The sequence below is a fragment of the Leucogemmata humicola genome, assembly GCF_055379415.1.
On the sequence record NZ_AP040875.1, the window covers coordinates 1,753,205 to 1,775,347 of the forward strand.

Annotated in this window: 22 protein-coding genes; 12 read left to right on the forward strand and 10 right to left on the reverse strand. The window is 62.6% G+C overall.

Features of this window, described 5'->3' with window-relative positions; translation table 11 throughout:
* Positions 1 to 3: 3 nt before the first annotated feature.
* Entirely contained in the window at positions 4 to 381 is a 378-nt protein-coding gene (locus tag AC6H4Z_RS07160) for a hypothetical protein (protein ID WP_497546062.1), read from the reverse strand.
* A 107-nt stretch (positions 382 to 488) separates the two neighbouring features.
* Between AC6H4Z_RS07160 and AC6H4Z_RS07165 the strand changes: the two genes are divergently transcribed.
* The gene (locus tag AC6H4Z_RS07165; protein ID WP_497546063.1) at positions 489 to 1,229 is read left to right on the forward strand and encodes an SGNH/GDSL hydrolase family protein; all 741 of its coding nucleotides are present in this window, start codon (positions 489 to 491) and stop codon (positions 1,227 to 1,229) included.
* Between the two features lie 6 nt (positions 1,230 to 1,235).
* Here AC6H4Z_RS07165 and AC6H4Z_RS07170 read toward each other — a convergent pair whose 3' ends face one another.
* Together AC6H4Z_RS07170 and AC6H4Z_RS07175 are read right to left on the reverse strand one after the other, a co-directional pair.
* Positions 1,236 to 1,670 (reverse strand): hypothetical protein, encoded by a 435-nt coding sequence (locus tag AC6H4Z_RS07170; protein ID WP_497546064.1) that lies wholly within the window; start codon positions 1,668 to 1,670, stop codon positions 1,236 to 1,238.
* Between the two features lie 73 nt (positions 1,671 to 1,743).
* Positions 1,744 to 2,139: a surface-adhesin E family protein gene (locus AC6H4Z_RS07175; protein WP_497546065.1), complete on the reverse strand. Its 396-nt coding sequence runs from the start codon at positions 2,137 to 2,139 to the stop codon at positions 1,744 to 1,746.
* Positions 2,140 to 2,379: 240 nt separating this feature from the next.
* Here AC6H4Z_RS07175 and AC6H4Z_RS07180 point away from each other — a divergent pair, with 240 nt between their 5' ends.
* Positions 2,380 to 3,996, forward strand: coding sequence for a DUF1800 domain-containing protein (locus AC6H4Z_RS07180; protein WP_497546066.1), 1,617 nt, complete (start codon positions 2,380 to 2,382; stop codon positions 3,994 to 3,996).
* Between the two features lie 14 nt (positions 3,997 to 4,010).
* Positions 4,011 to 5,300, forward strand: coding sequence for a DUF1501 domain-containing protein (locus tag AC6H4Z_RS07185; protein ID WP_497546067.1), 1,290 nt, complete (start codon positions 4,011 to 4,013; stop codon positions 5,298 to 5,300).
* Positions 5,301 to 5,326: 26 nt separating this feature from the next.
* Here the strand turns inward: AC6H4Z_RS07185 and AC6H4Z_RS07190 are convergent, their stop codons facing one another.
* Positions 5,327 to 5,686: a cupredoxin domain-containing protein gene (locus tag AC6H4Z_RS07190; RefSeq protein WP_497546068.1), complete on the reverse strand. Its 360-nt coding sequence runs from the start codon at positions 5,684 to 5,686 to the stop codon at positions 5,327 to 5,329.
* Positions 5,687 to 5,701: 15 nt separating this feature from the next.
* On the opposite strand from AC6H4Z_RS07190, the gene AC6H4Z_RS07195 reads away from it, so the two are divergent.
* Positions 5,702 to 6,196: a hypothetical protein gene (locus tag AC6H4Z_RS07195; protein ID WP_497546069.1), complete on the forward strand. Its 495-nt coding sequence runs from the start codon at positions 5,702 to 5,704 to the stop codon at positions 6,194 to 6,196.
* A gap of 3 nt (positions 6,197 to 6,199) precedes the next feature.
* Here AC6H4Z_RS07195 and AC6H4Z_RS07200 read toward each other — a convergent pair whose 3' ends face one another.
* The 5 genes from AC6H4Z_RS07200 to AC6H4Z_RS07220 are packed head-to-tail and all read right to left on the reverse strand — an operon-like array spanning position 6,200 to position 9,749.
* Positions 6,200 to 7,048, reverse strand: coding sequence for a hypothetical protein (locus AC6H4Z_RS07200; RefSeq protein WP_497546070.1), 849 nt, complete (start codon positions 7,046 to 7,048; stop codon positions 6,200 to 6,202).
* The gene (locus tag AC6H4Z_RS07205) at positions 7,045 to 7,836 is read right to left on the reverse strand and encodes a molybdopterin-dependent oxidoreductase (protein ID WP_497546071.1); all 792 of its coding nucleotides are present in this window, start codon (positions 7,834 to 7,836) and stop codon (positions 7,045 to 7,047) included. Before AC6H4Z_RS07205 ends, AC6H4Z_RS07200 begins: the two co-directional genes overlap by 4 nt.
* Positions 7,817 to 8,530: a cytochrome b/b6 domain-containing protein gene (locus AC6H4Z_RS07210; RefSeq protein ID WP_497546072.1), complete on the reverse strand. Its 714-nt coding sequence runs from the start codon at positions 8,528 to 8,530 to the stop codon at positions 7,817 to 7,819. Before AC6H4Z_RS07210 ends, AC6H4Z_RS07205 begins: the two co-directional genes overlap by 20 nt.
* The gene (locus AC6H4Z_RS07215; RefSeq protein ID WP_497546073.1) at positions 8,527 to 8,916 is read right to left on the reverse strand and encodes a DUF1634 domain-containing protein; all 390 of its coding nucleotides are present in this window, start codon (positions 8,914 to 8,916) and stop codon (positions 8,527 to 8,529) included. Before AC6H4Z_RS07215 ends, AC6H4Z_RS07210 begins: the two co-directional genes overlap by 4 nt.
* On the reverse strand, positions 8,913 to 9,749 hold the full coding sequence (locus tag AC6H4Z_RS07220; RefSeq protein WP_497546074.1) for a sulfite exporter TauE/SafE family protein: 837 nt from the start codon (positions 9,747 to 9,749) through the stop codon (positions 8,913 to 8,915). The genes AC6H4Z_RS07215 and AC6H4Z_RS07220 overlap by 4 nt, the downstream gene beginning before the upstream one ends.
* 121 nt (positions 9,750 to 9,870) lie before the next feature.
* Here AC6H4Z_RS07220 and AC6H4Z_RS07225 point away from each other — a divergent pair, with 121 nt between their 5' ends.
* From AC6H4Z_RS07225 to AC6H4Z_RS07240, 4 genes are all read left to right on the forward strand, one after another.
* A complete protein-coding gene (locus tag AC6H4Z_RS07225; protein WP_497546075.1) occupies positions 9,871 to 11,553 on the forward strand; it encodes a L,D-transpeptidase family protein in 1,683 nt (560 codons plus the stop codon).
* A gap of 175 nt (positions 11,554 to 11,728) precedes the next feature.
* Positions 11,729 to 12,109, forward strand: coding sequence for a hypothetical protein (locus tag AC6H4Z_RS07230; RefSeq protein ID WP_497546076.1), 381 nt, complete (start codon positions 11,729 to 11,731; stop codon positions 12,107 to 12,109).
* Positions 12,110 to 12,184: 75 nt separating this feature from the next.
* Positions 12,185 to 13,135 carry a TPM domain-containing protein gene (locus AC6H4Z_RS07235; protein ID WP_497546077.1) on the forward strand — a complete coding sequence of 317 codons (951 nt, stop codon included), beginning with the start codon at positions 12,185 to 12,187 and terminating at the stop codon, positions 13,133 to 13,135.
* A 24-nt stretch (positions 13,136 to 13,159) separates the two neighbouring features.
* Entirely contained in the window at positions 13,160 to 14,749 is a 1,590-nt protein-coding gene (locus AC6H4Z_RS07240) for an amidase (RefSeq protein ID WP_497546078.1), read from the forward strand.
* A gap of 188 nt (positions 14,750 to 14,937) precedes the next feature.
* Here the strand turns inward: AC6H4Z_RS07240 and AC6H4Z_RS07245 are convergent, their stop codons facing one another.
* Positions 14,938 to 16,545 (reverse strand): M20/M25/M40 family metallo-hydrolase, encoded by a 1,608-nt coding sequence (locus tag AC6H4Z_RS07245; protein WP_497546079.1) that lies wholly within the window; start codon positions 16,543 to 16,545, stop codon positions 14,938 to 14,940.
* A 94-nt stretch (positions 16,546 to 16,639) separates the two neighbouring features.
* Here AC6H4Z_RS07245 and AC6H4Z_RS07250 point away from each other — a divergent pair, with 94 nt between their 5' ends.
* From AC6H4Z_RS07250 to AC6H4Z_RS07265, 4 genes are all read left to right on the forward strand, one after another.
* Positions 16,640 to 18,211 carry a glycoside hydrolase family 10-like protein gene (locus AC6H4Z_RS07250; protein ID WP_497546080.1) on the forward strand — a complete coding sequence of 524 codons (1,572 nt, stop codon included), beginning with the start codon at positions 16,640 to 16,642 and terminating at the stop codon, positions 18,209 to 18,211.
* A gap of 29 nt (positions 18,212 to 18,240) precedes the next feature.
* On the forward strand, positions 18,241 to 19,230 hold the full coding sequence (locus AC6H4Z_RS07255) for an NAD(P)H-quinone oxidoreductase (RefSeq protein ID WP_497546081.1): 990 nt from the start codon (positions 18,241 to 18,243) through the stop codon (positions 19,228 to 19,230).
* Positions 19,231 to 19,295: 65 nt separating this feature from the next.
* Positions 19,296 to 19,649: an ArsR/SmtB family transcription factor gene (locus tag AC6H4Z_RS07260; RefSeq protein WP_497546082.1), complete on the forward strand. Its 354-nt coding sequence runs from the start codon at positions 19,296 to 19,298 to the stop codon at positions 19,647 to 19,649.
* 14 nt (positions 19,650 to 19,663) lie between these two features.
* Positions 19,664 to 22,102: an ABC transporter permease gene (locus AC6H4Z_RS07265; RefSeq protein ID WP_497546083.1), complete on the forward strand. Its 2,439-nt coding sequence runs from the start codon at positions 19,664 to 19,666 to the stop codon at positions 22,100 to 22,102.
* The last annotated feature ends 41 nt before the right edge of the window (positions 22,103 to 22,143 follow it).

The following is a 22,143-nucleotide window of genomic DNA, read 5'->3' on the forward strand; positions in this document are numbered from 1 at the left end:
ACGTTACTTGCGCGCGCTCCAGTGAAGCTTGACCGCTTTGCCGAGCGTTTCCGCGAGACCGATTGCGGCAAGTCCAACGAGTAAGTGTGCGATGCGGACCACCCAGTGTCCTGCACCTAGGAACAGGGTGGTCTGCGCCATGCCAAGCCAGAGCACCAGGGCTCCCCAGAGGAGCGCGAATAGTGCAATGCCGCGTTTGGACAGCGCAAAGAGCGCGATCGCGGCGATGATCCATAGCACGAGCACGAACACGGAGCCGAGCGCGCTGTGAAGCGCCACGACGTTCGGGGTCCAGCCGAACCAGATCGTGAAGCCAATCAGGATCTGCGCGGTTCCAAGAAGCCGCGCGAGCATTTGCAGGACGGTGACGGTCTGTCGCATGAGGGATAATACCGTGGACTGACAGCGTGAGCGACGGTTCGTCCCGTCGGTTGCGCGATTCAGCACGAGGGCGGCGACGGGCGAGTCCGCATGTCGCATCGTACGCCATGCGCATTCATCTCCGGTCGCTCATCGCGTGCGTCGTTTCGGCGGGGTGCCTGTCGAGTGGCGTCACCTCGCCGACGCTGGTAGGCGAAGGTCGCCATCTCCTCTTCATTGGCAATAGCCTCACCTACTTCAACGACCTTCCTGGCATCGTTCAAACGCTGGCTGACTCGGCGCATGGTGAGTCGCTGGCCGTCGAAACGATTGCTGAGCCCGACTTCGCGTTGATCGACCATTGGAGCGCCGGCCTAGCGCAGCGGGAGATCGCGAAAGGCGGATGGTCGTTCGTCGTGCTGCAGCAGGGGCCGTCATCGGTCGAAGTGAATCGCGACACCCTGCGATTGGCTACGAAGTTGTTCGGTGCCGGAATCGCCGCTGTCAGCGGTAGGCCGGCGTTGTTCTCTGTTTGGCCAACGGTTGATCGTCGACAGGATTTTCCGCGCGCGATCGAGTCGTATCAACTCGCTGCGGCCGACGTAAACGGCGTGTTTTTGCCGGTGGCGTCGGCGTGGATAGCGGCGTGGGATCGCAACCCCAACATCGCACTGTACAACGCCGATGGGTTGCATCCGTCGCCGACAGGATCGTACCTATCGGCGCTCGTGATCTATGCGAAGTTGGCGAACCACTCGGTGCTTGGCCTGCCGAGTACGCTGCAGCTTCGCTCAGGTAGCCGCATCACGGTCGATCCGGTGATTGCGCGAATGCTGCAGGAGGTCGTGACCGACGTGCTGTCGAAATAGCGCGCGTCATGTTCGCGTTCTACCTAGGTGCGCGACCATTCCCTTTCGCGCAGCGTCGAGTGCGGCATGTGGCGTCATTCCGTGCGCCTGACACACGCGATGAATGCCGACGCGATAAGTCGTTGGCGGTTGATGCGGCTTGAGCTGCGTACTGAATTCGCACGCGATCATCCGGCAGCTTTCGTCGACCTTCACTACCCACGCGCCGGTGAGAAAGTCGATATTCTCGTCGACGGTGTGTTCGGCGACTGAGGGGCCGAGTCCGAGTTGCCAGACGTTCGCGTCGCGCGCGAGCGGCTTGCCCATCAAACTGAGATTCTTGCCGAGCGAATAGCGCTCGACGATTAGGTCGCGATATCGCTGCGCGCGATCGCGGTTGGTGAATACGGCGAGCACAGAATCGTGCGGCCGGCCGTCGGTGGTGAGCCAAATCTTCCCCATCTTCGCACCCGAATAAAAGCCGAAAGTATGTTAACTCGGGGCGGGGGATTTGGGGAAGAGATGCGATTCAGTCTCAGCCTTTACAGAGGTAGTCGAGCGCAACCTTGGTCATGGATCCGCCAAGTGCCGGACCGAAGCCGGGCTGTGCGTTGACTTTTTTCTCGACCACGTGTGTGCTCGCTTCGTCGCTGTAGTAGATGCTTTCCTTTGCGGCGACGGTGGACTTCGCGCAGTCGAACATCGCGAGGTGTTGCGAGGTCACCCATGTGCCCTGAGGCGTTGGTACCGGCGTGGCAAACTTGACGCGAATCTTCGCCGTCACGACGCCGTTGACCTTTTTGACGGTGCGTGGGTCCACGTACACAGGATTGCCAACGGACGTCTTGCCGATCTCTTTCCATCGGCCCTGAGCACTCGCTTCAAGGACCGGCGCTGCGAGCAATGCAACCGCAAGAATGAAGATGCGCATGACTACACTATGCACGGCATGGTCGCATCCGACAATCGTTGCTCTGCCAACGCACAGCGCGATTGGATACACGCACGGCACAAATGCGTCTTAACGTCCAGAACCTAGCGTCGTCCACTCGTCGACGAGTTGTGCGCCTTTGTACTTGTTGGTGATCCTGCTCACGTCTTGCGCGGGCCGTCATAGCCATGTTGCACGGCATGGAATCGACGCCGCTCTTTCGCAGGTGAGGACACTCGAATGCGCTCTTTGAATTCCGCGTCCCGCTCCACCTCTGCGCCCGAATCGATCGGTGCCGAGTCACAGACATCGACCGAGCCTCTCGAAGCTGAGGTCGAGGAGCGCGTCAATGAGAAACGATCGTCGCGACGATCGTTCTTCGCTGGTGCGCTTGCCGCCACGGCGTTACTTCCCGCGGCCGCGAAAGCGCAACAGGCGCGTCCGCGTTCGCGAAAGCCAGTGGATCGTGCGCCGACCGATGGGTTCCTGACGGTTCCCCAGAACGAGAGCGTCGCCGCGTTCAAAGAGTGGGACGTTGCCACGACCAGCCGGCTCGTTCGCCGCATCACGCTTGGCGTGACGCCGGCTGATGTCGCAAAGGCGAGTCAATTGGGATGGCAGGGCTATCTCAACTACCAGCTGAACCACACGCGCATCAACGACGACGCGGTAGAAGCGGCGATTGCACAGAAGTGGCCGCTCATGTCGCAGACGTCGGAGCAATTGTTCGATGCCGACGCTGGCCAGGTGCAGGTGCAGCTTCGCGAATCCACCATGTATCGCGCCGTGTTTTCGCAACGCCAGCTGTATCAGCGCATGGTCGAATTCTGGACCGACCACTTCAATCAAGACATCGACAAGGTTCAATACCTTCTCGTCGCGGATCTGCGAGACGTCATTCGCAAGAACGCGCTCGGGACGTTCCCTGATCTACTCAGGGCGAGCGCGCATAGCGCGTCGATGATGGCGTATCTCGACCAGAACGCCAGTCGCAAAGGCGCGCCGAACCAGAACTACGCTCGCGAGATCATGGAGCTTCACACGCTCGGCGTCGACGGCGGTTACACGCAGGACGACGTCGCCGAACTGTCGCGCGTGCTGACCGGCTGGACGATTCAGGGCAAGGGCCAGTTCGTGTTCAACGCGTCGATTCATGACACGGGCAACAAGACCGTGATGGGTCAGACGATCACGGGAATTACGGGCGCGAACGGCATCAATGAAGGCGAGGCGATGCTGAACTTCCTCGTCTCGCATCCGAGCACGGCGCGGTTCATCGCCACGAAGATGCTCAAATGGCTGCTCGATCCGAATCCGACCGAAGCGCAGATCGCCACGGTTGCGTCGGCGTACAAGGCGACGGGCGGCGACATCAAGGCGATGATTCGCGTCATTCTGAATGACACGTGGCTCCCCGCGGCGCCAATGAAGCTCAAGCGCCCGTTCCACTTCATCGTGTCGTCCGTGCGCTCGGCCAATCCAACGGTCGTCACCATTACGCCGGTCAGCAATCAACTCGGCAATCTCGGGCAGACGTTGTTCGCCTGGGACACGCCAGACGGATATCCCGATAAGGTCGAGTACTGGGCGGGCAATATCGTTCCGCGTTGGAACTACGGCACGACGTTATCGACGTTGAATTCCACGACGTCGATGGTGGTCGATACCACTGCGTACCGTGCGGGTTCGCCCGCCGCCGCAGTCGACCTGCTCGACCAGAATTTCTTCGGGGGCGAGATGCCGCTTGTTACGCGGACCGCGCTCCTGGCGTACGCCGGCACGGCCGCACTCACTGACGCCAAGGCGCGCGAGATGATCGCGCTCGCTGTTGGCGCCAACGCCTTCCAGTGGTACTGACCCGGAGCGAGACGATGGACGACCAACACGAAGTCGACTGCGGCTGCGAGGAATACAACGAGTTATCGCGTCGCCAGTTTGTTGGAAGGGCCGCCGGCGTATCCGCGATGGCGTTCTTTCCTGATTGGCTGCCGAAGATCGTCATGGCCAAGAATTACGCCGCGAATCGCGACGTGATTGTCTCGGTCTTCATGCGTGGCGGCGCCGACGGACTGAGTCTTTGCGTGCCGTTTGCCGACGCGAACTACTACACGTCGAGAACGACGATCGCCATTCCGCGTCCAGACGCGTCGGTGGCAACCAAGGGCATCAATCTCGACAACTTCTTCATGTTCCCGCAGGCAATGGCGGGACTCGTGCCCGCGTATCAAGCGACGGACCTTCTCGTCGTTCACGCCGCGGGACAGACGAACAATTCTCGCTCGCACTTCGACGCACAGCGGTACATGGAAGTCGGCAAGCCTGTCGATCCGGCGCTCGTCACCGGATGGTTGGGTCGTCACCTCGCGAGCATTCCGCCGCTTAAGCCAGATGCGCCGCTACGCGCCCTCGGCGTCGCGAGCGGACTTCAGAAAACTCTCGTTGGCGCGCCAAAGACTCTGCCCATCGCCGATCCAACGAACTACTCCATCGGTGGATCGTCAACGACGCAGCCGCAGCGTCTCGCATTCATGAAGGGCGATTACGCGGGTGCCGATGAGCCGATTCACTCGGCGGCGCTCGATGCAACGAACACTGTCGATCTCCTCAAGGCGGTGAACTTCACTGGCTACAAGCCGGCGAACAGCGTTGTATATCCGACGAGCTCGTTCGGTCGCGCGCTGCGTTCGGTGGCGGTGTTGATCAAGGCGAACGTCGGTATCGAAGCAGCGCAGGTCGATGTCGGCGGTTGGGACACGCACTCGGCGCAGGATCCGATCGCCGGTTCGATGTTCAACACGATGAAGGATTTCTCCAACTCACTCGGCGCGTTCTACGCCGACGTGATCGCGACGGGTGCGAGCGTGACGCTCGTTGCCTTCTCGGAATTTGGACGCAACGTCCGCGAGAACGGCAGCAACGGCACCGATCACGGGCGCGCGTCGGCCTTGTTTGCAATGGGCAAGGGCATCGCCGGCGGTCGCGTGCTCACCAAGAACTGGCCGGGCCTGGCGAAAGAGAATCTCGACTCGGGTCAGGATCTCAAGGTCACGATCGATTATCGCGACATTCTTTCCGAGATCGTGCAGAACCGTCTTGGCAACACGAATCTCGATTTCATCTTCCCGACGTGGAAACCCACGCTGCTCGGCGTCACGCGGTAGTCGCGTAGCCGAGCAGGAGGGTTGAACTACTGAACGATGATCTGCGCGTTCATTCCTGGGTGAACGTCGCAAACGTACGAGAAGGTGCCGGCCGCGGTAAAGACACGCGTCGCAGTACCAGTCTTGAGCACGTTGATGTCAGCTGGAGATGCGCTCGTCCGTGGCGAGAACCGAACGTTATGTCCCTGTCCATCGGAGCCGCCGGCAAACGTCCAGCGAACGGTGTCTCCAACGGCGACGGTGGGAAAAGTTGGACTGAACGTATCGCCGACGGTAAACACGTCGACCGTCTTGTTCTTGTTGGTGGATCCGGGCGGTGTCGTTGTCGAATCACCTCCGCCGCAAGCGGAGACGACTAAGGCGACGATCAACAGGTGAACACGCATTGGCGGGTGGACTCCATGAGAGAAGCGCGACAGCAGCACACTACATCACGTTGGACGATTCGTCGAGCGCAGACGTTAGCTCTCGCCGCCGGATTTGTCGGCATCGTAGCGGCATCCGCGTGTAGCAACGATTCAACGGCGCCGGTGACGCAGCCTCCGGCGGCAACGCCGAACGGCAACTACACGATGACCACTGTGAATGGCCAGGCGTTGCCGTTCGCCGTCGCGCAGGATGGGAACTACAAGTACGAGGTCTCGGCGGGCACGGTGAGCCTCACGACGGACGGGCGCTTCGCCGCAGTCGTGACGTATCGCCAAACCATTCCTGGGAACGTGTCGATGTTCGTCGACAGCAGCGCTGGCACGTGGGCGCAAACGGGAGCCAAGATCGCGCTCGTGTACTCCGATCCGACCATCCCGCCGGACACTGCGGCGTGGGCCGGCAGCACGCTCACGCTTGTCGGCACTGCGAACAAGGTGTCGACGACGACGGTCTATACGAAGAAGTAGTCGTCAGGCGTTCGGGAGCATCGCCGTGCATGCGGCGATTGCCGATCTCACGAACGCCTCGCACTGTTCCCGCTGATTGGACGTCGAGACGTTCGATGCCGGGAGCACGGCGCCCATCCATTCGTGTGTATGCCACGCCCCGCCTCCACTGAGCGCGGGGCGAGTCGCATCCGTGGCTGGCGGTGGCGCCATGTTCACGTAGAAATACGGTTCCGCGTAGTACACATCGCCCGGCTCCATGCCGACGCCGACCGTTCTGTGGGGCGACACCTCAATCAACGTCGCGATATCGAAGTGGTGCGGCCAGCAGCGAACGACGGAAGCGCCTGGCGTCGTTGCCGCAATCGTCGTGAACAAGCCGGCCGCGTTTGAATACCACGCGGAGAGCTGCTCGAAGTCGCCGAGGTGCGTCGCATCGAAACCTCCATGCTCCGCGACAGGATGCCTCGGAATGGCGTAGTGACGCTTAAGCGTGTAACGCGCTGAATCGAGACCGAAGCCGTCGAGCTGCACGCGAATCCAGCGCGCAGCGCCATCGATCGTTCGTCCGTTGAGGAGCAGCGTCGCCGCCGGCAGGTTCGATTCATCGAGCACCAACACCGACAGCGGATTGGCGCGCACGGCAATCCGAACGGGCGTGGCGTCGCGTACGATGTTCGATGCCAGCGCATCCAGCTCGGGCAGCCATTCGAGATTCGTGTGGCTGTCGTCGGGTTGAGCCGGGAGGTACGAGATGCCGAGTGCGGTTGCGAGTTGCGCCGCGTGATGAAACTGGAGGCGTGCGTCGGCCAGCCCAGGGCCTCGCTTTGGATCGACCTCTCGCCATGCAGCACGCGTCGTTGGTAGCGTCATACGCCCCCGTACCACTCGTAGCCGCGATCCGTCCAGTAGCCCCCATTGCGTTCGGGCATGAACATGATACGCGTGAGGTATTTCGTATTCTTGTATCCTAGCTTGACCGGTGAGTATACGCGAGCTGGTGCGCCCCACGCTGGGTTCAGATAGTGCCCGTCTTGCGCGTAGACGATGAGCGTTTGTGGATGCGTCGCGCTTTCGATGTCCCAGCTCTCGTGATAGCCACTGTCGAACGATTGAAAGTCGACGTACTTGGCTTGCGGCATGGCGCCGACGAGACGAGCGAGGTCGGCGAGGCGCACGCCCGTGCGCGTCGCGACGGCCGTCCAGCCTTCGACGCAATAGTGATCGAGCTTGTACCCGGTGCGCGGCAGCGCAGCGAGATCTTCGAGCGAGAGCTTGAGCGGATTGCGAACGAGTCCGCCAACCTCGAGGCGCCACGGACCCCGCGCGGCGGTGTCCCAGACGGGAACCTGCGGAGACACGAAATACGAAGGGAAATGTTCTCCCGCGGGCAAAGCTCCTCGCCTCGGAACGTCCATGGACGTGTGGCTGAACAGCGCACGCTCGACGGTCTCGTTCTTGTGTTCGGCGAACTTGAGAAGTGGCGCGGCGGACTTCGGTCCCATCGAGTCGCACGCCGCGAGAAAGAGCGCGCCCATCGCACCGCCGCTCGCGAGCAAAAAACGACGACGATCGATTCCAGCCCGCTCGGCAGGATGGCTGCGCATGATGCGCTGCACGCCGCTCAAAGGAAGCGCGAGATCAGACTTTCGGCGTTCCATGCTCTGCCGGTGGCAGGAGATGAACGAACGGGCGCGCGTTGCGCGCCTCGGGAGACAGGTCCTCATTGTACCTGCCGGTGATCATCGATCGAATCGAGTACGGATCGACGCTGAACACCATGAAGACGTGGCCAACGGTGAGCGCAACGAGCAGCAGCATCGCCCAGAAGTGCCAGTACCTCGCCCACACGTAGCCGCCCATCAGGTTCGTCAGCGGCGATAGCTCGACTGGTTTCCAGATCGCAATGCCGGTGATGATCGCCATTGCTGCGACAATCGGCATGGAGAAATACGCGAGGCGTTGCAGGGCGTTGTTCTTCCCTTGATGCGGATGATCCTTACGCACGGTGAGATAGAACCGGACCATTTGCCACGCATCGCGCAAAATTCCGCGACGCGGAACGAGATCGCGCCACTCGCCGTGCAGATAGATGAACGTCAGATAGACAAGCCCGTTCACCGCGAGCACCCACATCATTGCGAAATGCCAGTTGCGGGCGCCGGCGAGCCATCCGCCGAACGTCAGCGCCGCTGGAATTGGATGGTGTTCGAAGGGATAGCAGCAGAATGTCTCACCGCGCCGCGCGAACGCCGGATACGCGTTGAAGATGCGCAGTCCACTGCCGATCATCACCGTCAGAGCGACGACGTTCACCCAGTGGGTGATGCGGACTACGGCATGGTGTCTTTTCACGCTCGTCCGAATACCAATCCGTAAAGGAGTAGAGCCAGCACGACCGTCGTGATGGCAACGTACACGCGATCGCGTTGAAGTATGAACGCCACGAGCGTACATGCTACTCGTGCCACCGGTGTGGCAATAAGCAGCACCAGCCCCAGCTGCACGATCGACTCGCTACGAAGCTCGAGCACGCCCCGCGCAATCCCACCCAACGACGTCACGTAGTCAGGCTGGCCATTGAACACTCGATAGTCGGGCACGCTCGATCCGTGTTGCACGAGCAAGAGCGTACCGCCTATGACGGTCACGATCGCAGCCAGTAGAACGCCTAGTTGCAGCAGGCGCCCGATCATCTGCTCCACGGCGTGGTCGGTCCAACGCGATGTCGGCGCCTTCATAGCGAACCCGTGGCGCCGCGATACAACATCTCGAGTGCAGTGATCACGACAATGGCCGTAAAGATTTTCCGAATCCAGTCTGTTTTCCCTCGCGTGAGCACCTTCGCGCCAAACAGTGCACCGCCAAGGACGCCGAGCATGACGGGGAAGGCGAGCGTGGGATCGATGTATCCGCGATGCAGGTACACGCCGGCACTTGCCGCCGCGGTCACGCCAATCATGAAGTTGCTCGTCGTCGTCGAGACCTTGAACGGCAGGCGCATCATCTGATCCATCGCCAGCACTTTGATGATCCCAGAGCCGATCCCGAGCAACGCCGACAGAATGCCGGCGAGGAACATCAACGAGAATCCCGCCGGCACGTGCTGAACAGAGTACGCCTGCTTTCCCGCAGGCGTGGGATAGGTCGAGTCGAGTCGCAGGCGCTCCGACCACCTGTCCGGCGTGGTGAGCAGTATGTGGTCCTCGCGCGGCTTCATCGATCGATACGCCGTGAACAGCAGCACGAGTCCGAACAGCACGCCCAAAGCGCTCGTCGGAATGAATCCGGCCAACGTCGCGCCGATCAATGCGCCGATGGTCGTCGCGACTTCGAGCAGGATCCCGACGCGCACATTCGTGAATCCCTCACGCACGTATGCCGCGGCGGCGCCTGACGACGTGCCGATGACCGAGATGAGCGACGCGCCGATCGCGTAGCGGAGTTGCACGTGGAAGCCGAGCGTCAACAGCGGGACGATGATGATTCCGCCGCCGAGTCCGGTAAGCGATCCGAGAAGGCCGGCAAAAAACGAGGCGGCGCCGATGATGAGCGCCAGAGTCAGTGTTGTCATTACCGAGGGAATGTGGATCCGACGGGCCCCGTTCGCCACGACCCGGAGTAAGCGCCCTCTGCACTGGCCCGTATTTCGCCTTTAGAAAGCGCACGGAACAGAGCCGACACCCAACGAGACAATGAAGCCTCCCCAGCGTTCGAGATGGATCCTCACGGCCGGACTGATCGCCGCCTCCGCGGCCATCGTCTCGTGCAAGTACAAACGCCACGCGGATGGTGAGGTCAGTCGCACGTGGACGCCGCCGCAGCAGGAACAATACATGGGCGTTCCGGCCGCCGACGCGCAGGCCGCCATTCAGCGACGCCTGGCCGCGACGGCACCAGCGCAGCTGAGCGCCGACGAGTGGAAGCACGTCAAGAATCTCTACGGCGGCTTCGGCCAGAACCTCCTGTGGCTCGACGACAAGGGCGTGCATCAGCCGCGAGTCGCCGCGCTGCTCACGGCGCTCGCGAGCGCGGACAGCGAAGCGTTCCGGCTCGACGCGCTTCCGATCTCCGATTTGAGTCGTTCGTTGACGGCCGTGCAGGGTGGTAAGCCCACGGCGGACCAACTCGCGGACGCAGATGTCCTGCTCTCGGCGGCGTTCACCGCGTTTGGCGAACAACTCCTCACGGGTCAGGAAAAACCTTCCACGCTCGGACAAGCGTGGCACATCAATCCGCTGGAAGAACGCGTCGATAGCGCGCTGGCTCGCACGCTGCGCGAAGACGATCTCGCTGCTGGCTTAGCCAGGATGCGCCCCGAAGACCCCGGCTATGACTCGCTACGCATTCAGCTCGGCGTTCTGCGCCACGCGCTCGCCAATGGCGGTTGGCCGACGCTGACTGCCGGCCGTACGCTGTCGCGCGGCGACGCTGATTCACCGCGAGTCGTTGCGTTGCGCGGACGTCTACGCGCCGAAGGCTACCTGCCGGATTCGGCAACGCAGTCTGGTGTCTACGACGCCACGCTTGCCGCGGCCGTCTCCGATTTTCAAACGCACCACAACCTCGCCGCGACGGGAACCGTCAACAAAGAGACGCTCGACGCGCTGAACATTCCACTACAGTACCGCCTCGCGCAGATCGCGGCGAACATGGAGCGCTATCGCTGGTTGCCGCGCTCACTCGGCAGTCGATACATCCTCGTCAATGTTCCGCAGTTCAAGCTCACGGCGTTCGACAGCGGCGCCAAGTCGCTCGAGATGAAAGTGATCGTGGGCAAGGACTACGAGGACAAGGCGACGCCCGTGTTCAGCGACTCGATGGAGTTCGTGATCTTCCGACCCTACTGGAACATCACGCCAACGATCGCGGCGAACGAAGTCTTTCCGAAGGGTCCCGACTACCTCGCGGCGAACGACATGGAGGTCTACAACGACCACGGTCGCCAGGCGGTCCGCCAGCGTCCCGGCCCGAAGAACGCTCTCGGGTTCGTGAAATTCATGTTCCCGAACGACTTTAACATTTACTTACACGACACGCCGAATCACGAGCTGTTCAAGAAGGACGTGCGTGCTTTCAGTCACGGATGCATTCGGCTGGAAAAGCCCGCGGAGCTCGCGCAGTGGGTGTTGGGTTGGTCGCCGGACAAAGTCGACGAAGCAATGCACGGCGCCGACAATCACCAGGTGAACCTTCCGTCGAAGATCCCGGTGTACATCGTCTACTTCACCACCTACGTCGACGGCGGACGAATCTTCTACGGCAACGATCTGTACGATCGCGACAGCAAGCTGGTGCAACAGCTCGCAACCTCGGCGGTTCCCTCGCCGGAAACGATCCAGGCGCAAGGCACGCTGCGAGAACTCGCGAAGAACTAACGATCGGCAAAGGTCTGAATGAGCGACAACGCGGCCGGTGCCATCGGCCGCGTTGTTTGTTATTCCAACCCGCCCACCTAGATGTGCGAAAACTGTACGGTCCGTTGCGAGTTGAACGGCCAATCAACAGAATGGCCGAGTGTCGTCCTCGCGATCACCTTTTCCACATCTCGCCATGAATTCTCGCGCGCTGTCTCTCGCCACCGTGATCGGCACCGTTCTCCAGGTTGGAATGGTCGTCGCCGGACACTCCAACAAATCGATCGCCGCCCTGTTCGCGGTTGGAGGAATGGGCATCTCGCTCCTCGCTGGACTGATCTACGGCTACTTGGCTCGCGGAGGCTCGACTCCGTCGCTTGCCGTTGGTGGACTGATTGCTGGTGCGCTGTGCGCTGTCATTGGCATCTTCGTGTCGTACATGATGGGCGACGTTCCGGCCTCGCTGCTCTTGCTCGGCACCGTGAGCTCCGCGGTCACCGGCGCGATCGGAGGGGCGATTGGGCGCTTCTTCGGGGGCGCGGCGCCCGCCTCCGGCGCCTATCCGACGAATCGATAGCCGTCTTCCCGCTCGGTGACGGGGTGACGCCGATGTGTCGTGCGAGGGCCGGGTGTATGGATTCTGTGAAAGTCGGTGACACTGATCGTCCGTGAGATGCGTAGTGGAAACGTCACCCTCAAGACCACCATGCCCGCCCTCGTTCGACGTTGCCTTGCCGTTCTCTTCGCGTCCGCCACGGCTACGGTCGCCAGCGCGCAGGATCAACCGCCGATCGCGCGCGTCGTTCCACCGGCGCCTAATCCAGCACACGTTTTCGTGCTCGACTCGGCGCATATCCTGTCTGCGACAACGATCACTGCTCTCCAGGACAGCGCGCGCGCTCTGCAGACTGAGACGCAGGCCGATGTGGCTTGGGTGACGTTGCCCACGCTGAACGGCAGGCCGATCGAGGAGGCCGCGCTGTACATCGGGCGGACGTGGCGAATCGGATCGGCTGGCAAACCGGGCGATCCGCTGCGGAATCGCGGTTTGGTCATCCTGTTCATTCCCGATAAGCGGACGACGGCGGGCTCCAACTTTCGCATCGAAGTCGGGAACGGACTCGAAGGGACGATCACGGACTCGCGTTCTCGATCGATCAGCGCGGCAATGCGCGAGGATCTGAGGGCCAAGCGTTACGATGCGGCATATCTCGCTGGCTGGACCGTCGCTGCGTCGCTGGTCCGCGAGGATTTCGCGTCGCATGGTATCGAGGCGCCAGCGCCGCACCCGGCGCCGGAACCGGCCGTTTCGACCGGAACTGGTGGGGGAGGGCTCCTCGTCACGTTGCTGTTCATCGGGGTCGGCATCGTGATCGTCGTGATGATAGCGGTGCGCCGGCGCAACGTCGGCACTGGAGCGCCGGCGCTTGCCGGCTTTGCCGCCGCCGCCGCCGACGACGACGAGGACACGAGGCGACGCGGCAGTTGGTCGTCGTTCGACAGCGGGTCCTCGAGCAGCAGCGATAGCTCGTCGAGCAGTGACGGCGGCAGCTTTGGTGACGGTGGTGGGTTCTCAGGAGGCGGCTCGTCAGATACAATCTGACATCCAAAACTCCGCCGGGTTGCCATGCTCCGTCGTTCAGTCGCCGTGGGTCTGCTCTCAGTCGCTGTTGCCTGTCACACCGTGTCCAGCAGCGGATCCACCGCGGTCGCAGCACCGGCGGGATCGCCGCGTGAGTTCCGCGTTGACGAGACGTCGATCTCCGCAATCCACGACGCGATCAAAACGGGTGCGCTCACCTGTCACGCGCTCGTTCAGGCCTATCTGCGGCGCATCGACGCATACGACAAGCAGGGGCCGTCGATCAATGCCATCACCGTCGTCAACCCTGACGCCATAGCAACCGCGGATTCGCTCGATCGACGCTACGCAGCAACGCACCAGCTCGGGGGTCCGCTGCACTGCGTCCCGATGATCGTGAAGGACAACTTCCAGACGATCGGACTGCAGACGGCCGCGGGCAACCTCGCGCTCAAGGGTTACACACCCTTGAAAGATGCCTTTCAGGTCAAGCGTATCAAGCAGGCGGGCGCGATCGTGTTAGCAAAGTCTAACATGGCCGAATTTGCGTTTAGCCCAGTCGAGACGGTCAATTCACTCATGCCCGGCTACACGCGCAATCCGTATGCGCTCGACCGCGTGACGGCAGGCTCCTCGGGCGGCACAGCTGCCGCCGTCGCCGCTGACCTTGGCGAAGTCGGACTCGGTACCGACACCGGCAATTCGATTCGGGGCCCGAGCTCGCATCAAGCGCTCGTTGGAATTCGTTCGACGATGGGTCTCGCCAGCCGTGCTGGCATCGCGCCGCTGAGTCTCTTTGCCGACATCGCCGGCCCTATGGCTCGCTCTGTCGCCGACGCGGCCGCAGTGCTCAACGTCGTGGCCGGATACGACCCCGACGATCCGGTGACCGCGGCGGTGAAGGACAAACCAATCCCCAACTACTCGGCGTCGCTCGTCGCTGGCGGTCTCAAAGGCGCGCGCATCGGTGTGCTGCGTCAGGCGTTCGAAGGTCCGACGGTCGATCCGGAAGTGCGGGCCGTGTTCAACCGCGCCATCGACGATCTGCGCCGCGCCGGTGCGATCGTGCTCGACACCGTCATCATCGCCGAGTCGGATTCGATCCGTCGGTCTGGTCGCGGTGCGTGCAACCCGTTCAAGTACGAAATCAATCGTTGGCTGGCCGACCAGGGCGATCGCGTGCCGGTGAAGACCATCGATTCGATCGTTCGCTCGGGCAAGTATCACCCGTCGATTCAAACGCGCCTCGAGGCCGCGGTTCGCGTCGACCTGCCGCCCGACTCGGTTCCAGGCTGTCAGTCTCGTCAGCGCGTTCGCGATGGGCTCCGCGAAGCGGTCACGCGCACGATGGATCGGCTGCAGCTCGATGCGCTTGTGTACCCCACATGGAGCAATCCACCGCGGCTCATAGGGGACATGACGACGCCAGCGGGCGACAACAGCCAGGTCTTTTCGCCGACTACGGGAATGCCCGCGATCACCGTTCCGATGGGTTATACGCGGAACAACACGCTGCCGGCGGGCATGACGATCTACGGTCGAGCGTTCGACGAGCCGAGGTTGATCAAGCTCGCGTACGGCTACGAGCAGGCCACGAAGTGGCGTCGTCAGCCAGCGTCGACGCCGCCAATCTGAGCGTCGAGCGCGGCATGACCATATGAGAAAAACGTACAGGCAGCGCTGACGCTGCCTGTACGTTTCTCTCTCCCCCACCTAACGAGCCGCGCCCCACCTTCAGCCGCCGGAGCGGCCCTCCCTTTCGCGGTCTCGCGGTATGTACTAGAGCAGGTGTCGTGCCAACTCGCCGCCCGATGTGAGAAATCTCAGGGAACCGCACCGCGCGCTGGACGGGGAGCCGGGAGCGGCTTCCGCGGCAGCTTCTCGTCGCGCTGAGCGGTGAGGTACGCCATGGTCGCGACCACCGTCGCCATCTGCTTCATGTCCTCGGGCTGCACGCGGTCGACCACGTCCATGTTCGAGTGGTGCGTCCGCGAGTTGTACTCGTAGCGCTCCTGCACGAACTGAAATCCGGGAAGGCCGACTGCTTCGAACGCTTGGTGATCCGTCGACGTCACCGAGCGCGGACTCAGAATGTCTACGCCGAGATCCTTCACCGGCGCGGTGAGACCAGCGAATACCGGCGCGACGCCGGAGTTTCCCTGCATCCAGATGCCCCGAATCTTTCCTGTGCCGTTGTCGATGTTGTAGTACGCTGAGAACTTGGCGTGGTCGGGCTTGAGTTGCATCGTCGACGGATCGCCGAGGTGCTCGCGAACGTACGCCTGCGACCCGAGCTCGCCCTCTTCCTCGCCGCCCCACAAGCCGATGCGAATCGTACGGCGTGGCTTGGCGCCGATCGTTTTGAGAATTCTCATCGCCTCCATCATCGCGGCGTCGCCGGCCGCGTTGTCCGTCGCTCCGGTCGCACCGTGCCATGAATCGAAGTGTGCGCCAATGAGCACGATCTCGTCCTTCAACACCGGGTCGGTGCCAGGAATGTCGGCGATCACGTTGAAGCCGCGCGGCGTGCTCTCGTCATAGAAGCGCGTCTGAACGTTCAGTTCCATCTTCACCGGCACGCCCTTGCCGATGATGCGGACCATCCGGTTGTAGTGCTCGACGGCGAGCGTGATCTGCGGAAGTCCGGTGACGGCGGAGTCGCGATTGCCTGCGCCGCTCTGGACGAAGATCGTGCCGCCGTCCACGCGCTGCGTGTACCACGACAGATCGCTTCCGCCGGCTGACGAGTCCGCGTCGGAGCCGCGGTCGAGCAGTGCGACGACGCCTTCGGTTTTATAAAAACTCTGAAGCTGTGTCGCGAAACTCGGTGCGCCAGCGGCACCGCGTCCACCGCCACGTCCGCCGCGACCCGCCACGCTATCGGGCGCATGCATCGCTTCGGCAATGTCTTTCGCGTCGTACCGCAGCACGATGCGACCGTCGAGCATGCGAACCATGCGCGCTGGCTGCGTGAGAATGATCTTTCCCTTCAGCTTGCCGCGGTAGCGATCGAAATCCGCCGCGGTGCGAATTTCCGGCATGACGACCTCGCCGGTGACAGGACCCTTGGTGCCGGGTGTCCACGCCTTTGGCAGTCCGATGAGCGGCTGAACCTGCGGTTCAGTCATCGCTGCATCGAAGTGAACGAGCGACCAGCCTTTGCCGAACTTCCACGGCTCGAGGTGTGGATTCGTGAGGCCCCAGCTGCCGAGCGTCTTCACCGCCCACGCACCGGCCTGTTGGAAGGTTGGGCTGCCCGTGAGGCGCGGCCCGTAGACGTCGGTGAGCCATACCATGTGGTCCATCACCTGCGAGCGATTCATCCCCTCGTCGCGAATCTTCGCGACCGTCGCTCCGTCGATCTTTTCAGTCTGCGCCGCAGCGAGCGCGGGAATTGCCAGCAATCCTGCGACGGCCAATGCTCTGATCATTCGAACTCCGAAGGTTTCGCCCGCCGTTAGTTTCTCTAAAACGCCTCGCGTTCGCCAGCCGTCGCCCGAACCGCCTCAATCCTTCGTTCCCGCTTTGTCGCCTTTCCTCGCCCGACTCGCAGCGTCAGCTCGCGGACCGCTAGCCGTATTCGCGCTGGTGCTAGGCGCGGGTGCGCAGCCGAAAGTGCTCGAGCCGCCGCCCGCCGTTCCGCGAGAGTTCCGCGCAGCATGGGCGACGCCGATCTGGGACCGCGGCTTTCGCGACTGGCCATCGGTCGCCGGACTGTCGCCTGACTCGCAGCGGGCCGAATTGCGGGGAATGCTCGACCATGCCGCAGCGATCGGACTGAACGCCATTCTGCTGCACGTCAGAATCGCGAGCGACGCGATGTATCCGTCGCCGTACGATCCGTGGTCGGCGTACCTGACGGGAAAGTCCGGCGAAGGCCCGCGCCCCGCATACGACCCGCTCGCCTTCGCCGTCGAAGAGGCGCATGCGCGCGGTCTGCAGTTGCACGCGTGGTTCAATCCGTTTCGCGCGATGATGCCGATCTTCGCGGGAAAGGCCGCACCGTCGCACGTCACGCGAAAGCATCCGGAGTGGATTCGAAAGTACGGTCCAGAAACGTGGATCGATCCAGGCGATCCCGCGGCTCGGAAGTATGTGCTCGAGACCATGCTCGACGTCGTGAAGCGATACGACATCGATGGCGTGCACATCGACGACTACTTCTATCCGTACGTCGAGACACGTACGGTCGTTCGTCGCGTGAAGAAGAAACGGATTCGAGAAAAGGTCGAAATTCCGTTTCCCGACGACCGCACGTGGAAGAAATATGGAAAGCCTGAAGGCTTCGCCGATCGTGGCTCGTGGCGCCGGTCGAACATCGACGACTTCGTGCGGTCGCTGTACCGCGGCGTAAAGGCGATCAAACCGACGACGCTCGTCGGCATCAGCCCATTCGGCATCTGGCGCTCAGGCACTCCCGAAGGCGTGAAGGGACTGGACGCGTACAGTGAGATCTACGCCGACTCGAGAAAGTGGCTCGCTGAAGGGTGGCTCGACTACGTCGTGCCGCAGCTCTACTGGCAAGTCGATGGCTATCAGGATCGTTTCCGCGCGCTCGACTCGTGGTGGCGGTCGGAGAACAGGCAGGGAAGGCACGTCTGGCCGGGCCTATATACCTCGCATGTGTATGGCGGTTATGATGCGTGGCCGCTCGGCGAGATTCGAAAGCAGGTCGCGACGTTGCGCGACGATCGCTTAGGCAGCACCGACGTGCCGGGGCACGTGCACTTTCGCCTTGGTGCGCTGTTCGCCAACAACGATCAACTCGCGCGCGATCTGGCACCGTTGTATCGCGATCGCGCGATCGTCCCCGCGTCGCCCTGGCTTGCGTCGCGCGCGCCGGCTGCGCCACTGGTGTCGGTCGTCACCACCGATGGACCAACACGCTTCAGCGTGACACCGGGCGACACCGTACGTGTTCGCTGGTGGCTGATACAGACACGTGGCCGCGACGGGCGTTGGACGACGAATCTACGTCCGGCAGGCGAAGGTCGTCTCGACGCGTCTGCGTTCGGCACGAACGATCCCGACGAACTTGCGGTGACCGCGATCGGTCTGGCCGGAGTCGCCAGCGGTCCAACGTTGATTTCGCCGTAGCACGGCACTCTACTCTTCATCCGATCTCAATGCGCGCGGTCGTCATTGTTGGCGCAGGCGGGCCTGAAGTCCTGGAGATTCGCGACCGGCCCACTCCAAAGCCGGCGCCAAACGAAGTGCTGGTGCGCGTACACGCCTCGGCGCTCAACCGTGCCGACCTGCACCAGCGCGAAGGGCATTATCCCGCGCCGCCAGGCGCGCCTGAAGACATTCCCGGTCTCGAGTTCGCCGGTGAGATCGCCGAGCTGGGCTCCGACGTGAAGAACTGGCGCGTTGGCGATCGCGTCTTCGGCATCGTGGCCGGTGGTGGAAACGCCGAGTTCCTCGTCACCGATGCGCAGACCATCGCGCGCGTACCGGAGCGGCTGTCGTGGACGGATGCGGCGGCGATTCCCGAGGCGTTCATCACCGCGTACGACGCGATGGTGACGCAAGCGGGTCTGTGTGCCGATGAGAATGTACTCATCCACGCTGTGGGCAGCGGTGTTGGATTGGCGGCGACACAGCTGGCGCGGGCGTGGAAGGCGATTCCCTATGGTACCGCGCGAACCGCAGAGAAGGTCGAGCGTGCGCGCGAATTTGGATTGCAGAACGGAATCGTCGTGTCCGATGACCTGGAGATCATTCCTGTCACCACGGAGCTGTGGACCGCGGGGAAGGGAATGCACGTGACGATGGACCTCGTCGGCGGCCCGTACCTCGCGATGAGCATTCGCGCCGCGTCGGCGCGCGGACGGATCATGCTGATCGGCACCGTCGCTGGGCGTCACGGGACCATTCCGGTGGGCATGATACTCGGCAAGCGCCTGACGCTCCGTGGAACCGTGATGCGCGCGCGTTCGCTGGACGAAAAGCGCGCGGTGAACGCGGCGTTTACGCGCGATGTCGTGCCGCTACTCGAGTCTGGCGTGCTACGACCGAATATCGATCGCGTTTACGATCTGCCGGAGATCCGTGATGCTCACGTGCGGCTCGCGAGCAACGCGACGTTCGGCAAAGTCGTCGTGCGCATCGGATAGTTCGTCCTTGACGGGACGGACGTTTCGCTGTATTTAACCGATGGGATAATTAACCCGTCGGTTTAATGCAAACGGATCATCTCAGCCTGACATTCGCCGCGCTCGCCGACCCGACCCGTCGCGCCATTCTCGCGCGCCTGTCGACCGGCGAGGCATCCGTGAGTGAGCTCGCCAAACCATTCGAGATCAGCATGCCCGCCATCTCGAAGCACCTGAAGGTTCTACAGCGCGCCGGGCTCATCACGCAGAGTCGTGAGGCCCAGTGGCGGCCGTGCAAATTGGCGCCTGAACCGCTCCGGGAAGTCGCTGATTGGGTCGGCGAGTACCGTCGGCTCTGGGAGGAACGGTTCGACCGATTGGACGAATACCTGCGCGAGATGCAGTCCCAAGGGAAGAAATCCAGCCGCAAACGGCGATAGGAGTCAGAGGTATCATGCGCGACATCCGCTACGCCCTCCGAAGTCTCTCCCGTGCACGTGGCTTTGCCATCGCCGTCGTGCTCACGCTTGGACTCGGGATCGGCGCCAACACGGCGATCTTCAGCGTCGTTCGCGGCGTGATGCTCCGGCCGTTGCCGCACAAGAACGGCGATCGACTCATGTACCTGCGCCAGTCGGCGTCCGGACCTGGTCGCGACAACGTCGCGTTCTCCGTGCCCGAGATCAACGACTTCCGATCGGCGTCGAAAACGCTCGAGGGAATCGCCGAGTACTCGCCGATCACGTTCAGTCTCGTTACGGACCACGATGCGGTGCGAATCGACGTGGGGCTCGTGACGGGCAACTACTTCTCCGTGATGGGCCTGTCGCCAATCCTCGGCCGCAGCTTCGACGCGAACGATGACGGCAAGAGTGCGGCGCCGGTGATGATGTTGACGCACGAGTACTGGAAGAAGCGCTTTGGCGGCGACCCCAAGATCGTTGGCCAGACACTGCGTGTCGCCGGAAAGGCCGTAACGGTCGTCGGCGTGTTGCAGCCCGCTCCGTATTTCCCGGCTCGCATCGACGTGCTCATGAACATGGTGAACAGCGAGCATCACTTGAGCGCGATGATGGTCACGGGTCGCACCCATCGCATGACGGAAATGATTGCGCGATTGGCGCCAGGTGCGACGGTACAGCAGGCGCGCGCCGAAGTCGGGACGATCACCGCGCGCGCACACAAGGAATTTCCGGAAGCGTACGACGCCGGGTCAGGCTACCACGTGACGCTCACACCCTTCCAGGAGATTCTCGGCCAGAAGGCGCAGCTGACGCTTTGGTTGTTGATGGGCGCGGCCGCATTCGTGTTGATCATCGCGTGCGCCAACGTTGCGAATCTCACGCTCATGCGCGGCGTGCGTCGCGAACACGAGCTCGTGGTTCGCGCGGCGCTCGGCGCCGGGACGTCGCGCTTGCGCCGCCTGCTGCTCGTCGAGAACCTGCTGCTCGCGTTGATGGGCGGAGTGCTCGGTCTCGTGTTGGCGTTCGGTGGTGTGCGGATGCTCATCAGCTTTGCTGAGCGCTACAGTCCGCGGGCCGGCGAGATTCGCATCGATGGAATGGTGCTGCTGTTTACACTCGGGTTGGCGATGTTCGTGGCAGTGCTGCTTTCGTTCGCACCGTCACTTGCGCAGGAACGCACGTTGAGTGCGTCGCTCGCCGCGGGCGGACGCCGCGCAACGGGTGGCGCGAAGCGGCAGCGTACGCAGCAGGCGCTCGTCGTCGCGCAGGTCGCGGTCTCGGTGATTCTCCTCACGGGTGCTGGACTTCTGACGCGCACCATGCAGCGGCTGGCTGTCGTGCAGACCGGCATGAACGGCGACAACGTGCTGACGATGGAAGTTCCGAAGGACTACAATGGCGAAAAGCCCGAAGCCGTCGTTGCGCAGTATGAGCGGATCCAGGCGCAGCTCGCCGCGTTACCCGGCGTGAGTCAGGTTGGTATGGGTTCGACGATTCCGCTGCGCGCCGCGGGCTTCCTCCTCGACGTCAAAGCAGAGAACCATCCGATTGCGCCGAATGAACCAACGCCGCAGTCAGAGTATCGCACGGCGAATCCGGACTACTTCAAGGCTTCCGGCATTGCGCTGCTCAAAGGCAGAGAGTTCTCGCTCACCGATCGTGCGACGTCGCCGCGTGTCGTGATCATCAACAAGACCCTGGCCGACCTCTTCTTTCCGGACAAGGATCCGATCGGTCAGCGGATCGCGTGGACGGGCGAGGTGTTGAAGTTCATCGGCGTCTCGGGCGATTGGCGCACGATCGTCGGCGTCGTGGGAAACACGAAGGACGGCGGACTCGATGCGCAGCCCCTCCCGGTGACCTTCATTCCGTTTGCGCAGGGCGATTTCCCGTCGGGCGGTTTCGTCATTCGAACGAAGGGTGATCCCGCCGCACTCGGCGCCGCCGCGACGCGCATCGTGCGATCGGTCGCGCCCCAGCAGCCAATCGAGAAAGTGCTGACCGTCGAGCAGATTCGCGACGAAAGCGTGGCGCCGCGCCGATTGAACGCCATGCTCGTGACGTCGTTCGGCATGCTCGCGCTCATCGTTGCGGCCATTGGCATCGCCGCAGTGCTCGCGTTCTCCGTGAGCGCGCGGACCAACGAGATCGGCATTCGGATGAGTCTTGGCGCGGATAGCGGCAAGGTACAGCGCATGATTCTGTCCGAGGGCGGCCGGCTCGTCGTGATCGGCCTCGCGCTCGGCGTGATCGGCGCGTTGTCGTTGTCGCGACTGATGCAGGGTCTTCTGTTCGGCGTTGCGGCGCACGATCCGCTTACGCTTGCCGGTGTGGGCGGTTTGATGGCGGCGGTCGGCATTGGCGCGTGCTGGATTCCCGCTATGCGTGCGGCGCGTATCGATCCAGGAATCGCCTTGCGGGCTCAGTAGCAGGCGGCGTCACACCCAACGTCAGATACTCAACACAGTGA

Bases quoted from the DNA above. Each gene is read 5' to 3' on its own strand.
- AC6H4Z_RS07160 (WP_497546062.1), bottom strand. From the start codon at position 381: ATGCGACAGACCGTCACCGTCCTGCAAATGCTCGCGCGGCTTCTTGGA.
- AC6H4Z_RS07165 (WP_497546063.1), top strand. From the start codon at position 489: ATGCGCATTCATCTCCGGTCGCTCATCGCGTGCGTCGTTTCGGCGGGG.
- AC6H4Z_RS07170 (WP_497546064.1), bottom strand. From the start codon at position 1,670: ATGGGGAAGATTTGGCTCACCACCGACGGCCGGCCGCACGATTCTGTG.
- AC6H4Z_RS07175 (WP_497546065.1), bottom strand. From the start codon at position 2,139: ATGCGCATCTTCATTCTTGCGGTTGCATTGCTCGCAGCGCCGGTCCTT.
- AC6H4Z_RS07180 (WP_497546066.1), top strand. From the start codon at position 2,380: ATGCGCTCTTTGAATTCCGCGTCCCGCTCCACCTCTGCGCCCGAATCG.
- AC6H4Z_RS07185 (WP_497546067.1), top strand. From the start codon at position 4,011: ATGGACGACCAACACGAAGTCGACTGCGGCTGCGAGGAATACAACGAG.
- AC6H4Z_RS07190 (WP_497546068.1), bottom strand. From the start codon at position 5,686: ATGCGTGTTCACCTGTTGATCGTCGCCTTAGTCGTCTCCGCTTGCGGC.
- AC6H4Z_RS07195 (WP_497546069.1), top strand. From the start codon at position 5,702: ATGAGAGAAGCGCGACAGCAGCACACTACATCACGTTGGACGATTCGT.
- AC6H4Z_RS07200 (WP_497546070.1), bottom strand. From the start codon at position 7,048: ATGACGCTACCAACGACGCGTGCTGCATGGCGAGAGGTCGATCCAAAG.
- AC6H4Z_RS07205 (WP_497546071.1), bottom strand. From the start codon at position 7,836: ATGGAACGCCGAAAGTCTGATCTCGCGCTTCCTTTGAGCGGCGTGCAG.
- AC6H4Z_RS07215 (WP_497546073.1), bottom strand. From the start codon at position 8,916: ATGAAGGCGCCGACATCGCGTTGGACCGACCACGCCGTGGAGCAGATG.
- AC6H4Z_RS07220 (WP_497546074.1), bottom strand. From the start codon at position 9,749: ATGACAACACTGACTCTGGCGCTCATCATCGGCGCCGCCTCGTTTTTT.
- AC6H4Z_RS07225 (WP_497546075.1), top strand. From the start codon at position 9,871: ATGAAGCCTCCCCAGCGTTCGAGATGGATCCTCACGGCCGGACTGATC.
- AC6H4Z_RS07230 (WP_497546076.1), top strand. From the start codon at position 11,729: ATGAATTCTCGCGCGCTGTCTCTCGCCACCGTGATCGGCACCGTTCTC.
- AC6H4Z_RS07240 (WP_497546078.1), top strand. From the start codon at position 13,160: ATGCTCCGTCGTTCAGTCGCCGTGGGTCTGCTCTCAGTCGCTGTTGCC.
- AC6H4Z_RS07245 (WP_497546079.1), bottom strand. From the start codon at position 16,545: ATGATCAGAGCATTGGCCGTCGCAGGATTGCTGGCAATTCCCGCGCTC.
- AC6H4Z_RS07255 (WP_497546081.1), top strand. From the start codon at position 18,241: ATGCGCGCGGTCGTCATTGTTGGCGCAGGCGGGCCTGAAGTCCTGGAG.
- AC6H4Z_RS07260 (WP_497546082.1), top strand. From the start codon at position 19,296: ATGCAAACGGATCATCTCAGCCTGACATTCGCCGCGCTCGCCGACCCG.
- AC6H4Z_RS07265 (WP_497546083.1), top strand. From the start codon at position 19,664: ATGCGCGACATCCGCTACGCCCTCCGAAGTCTCTCCCGTGCACGTGGC.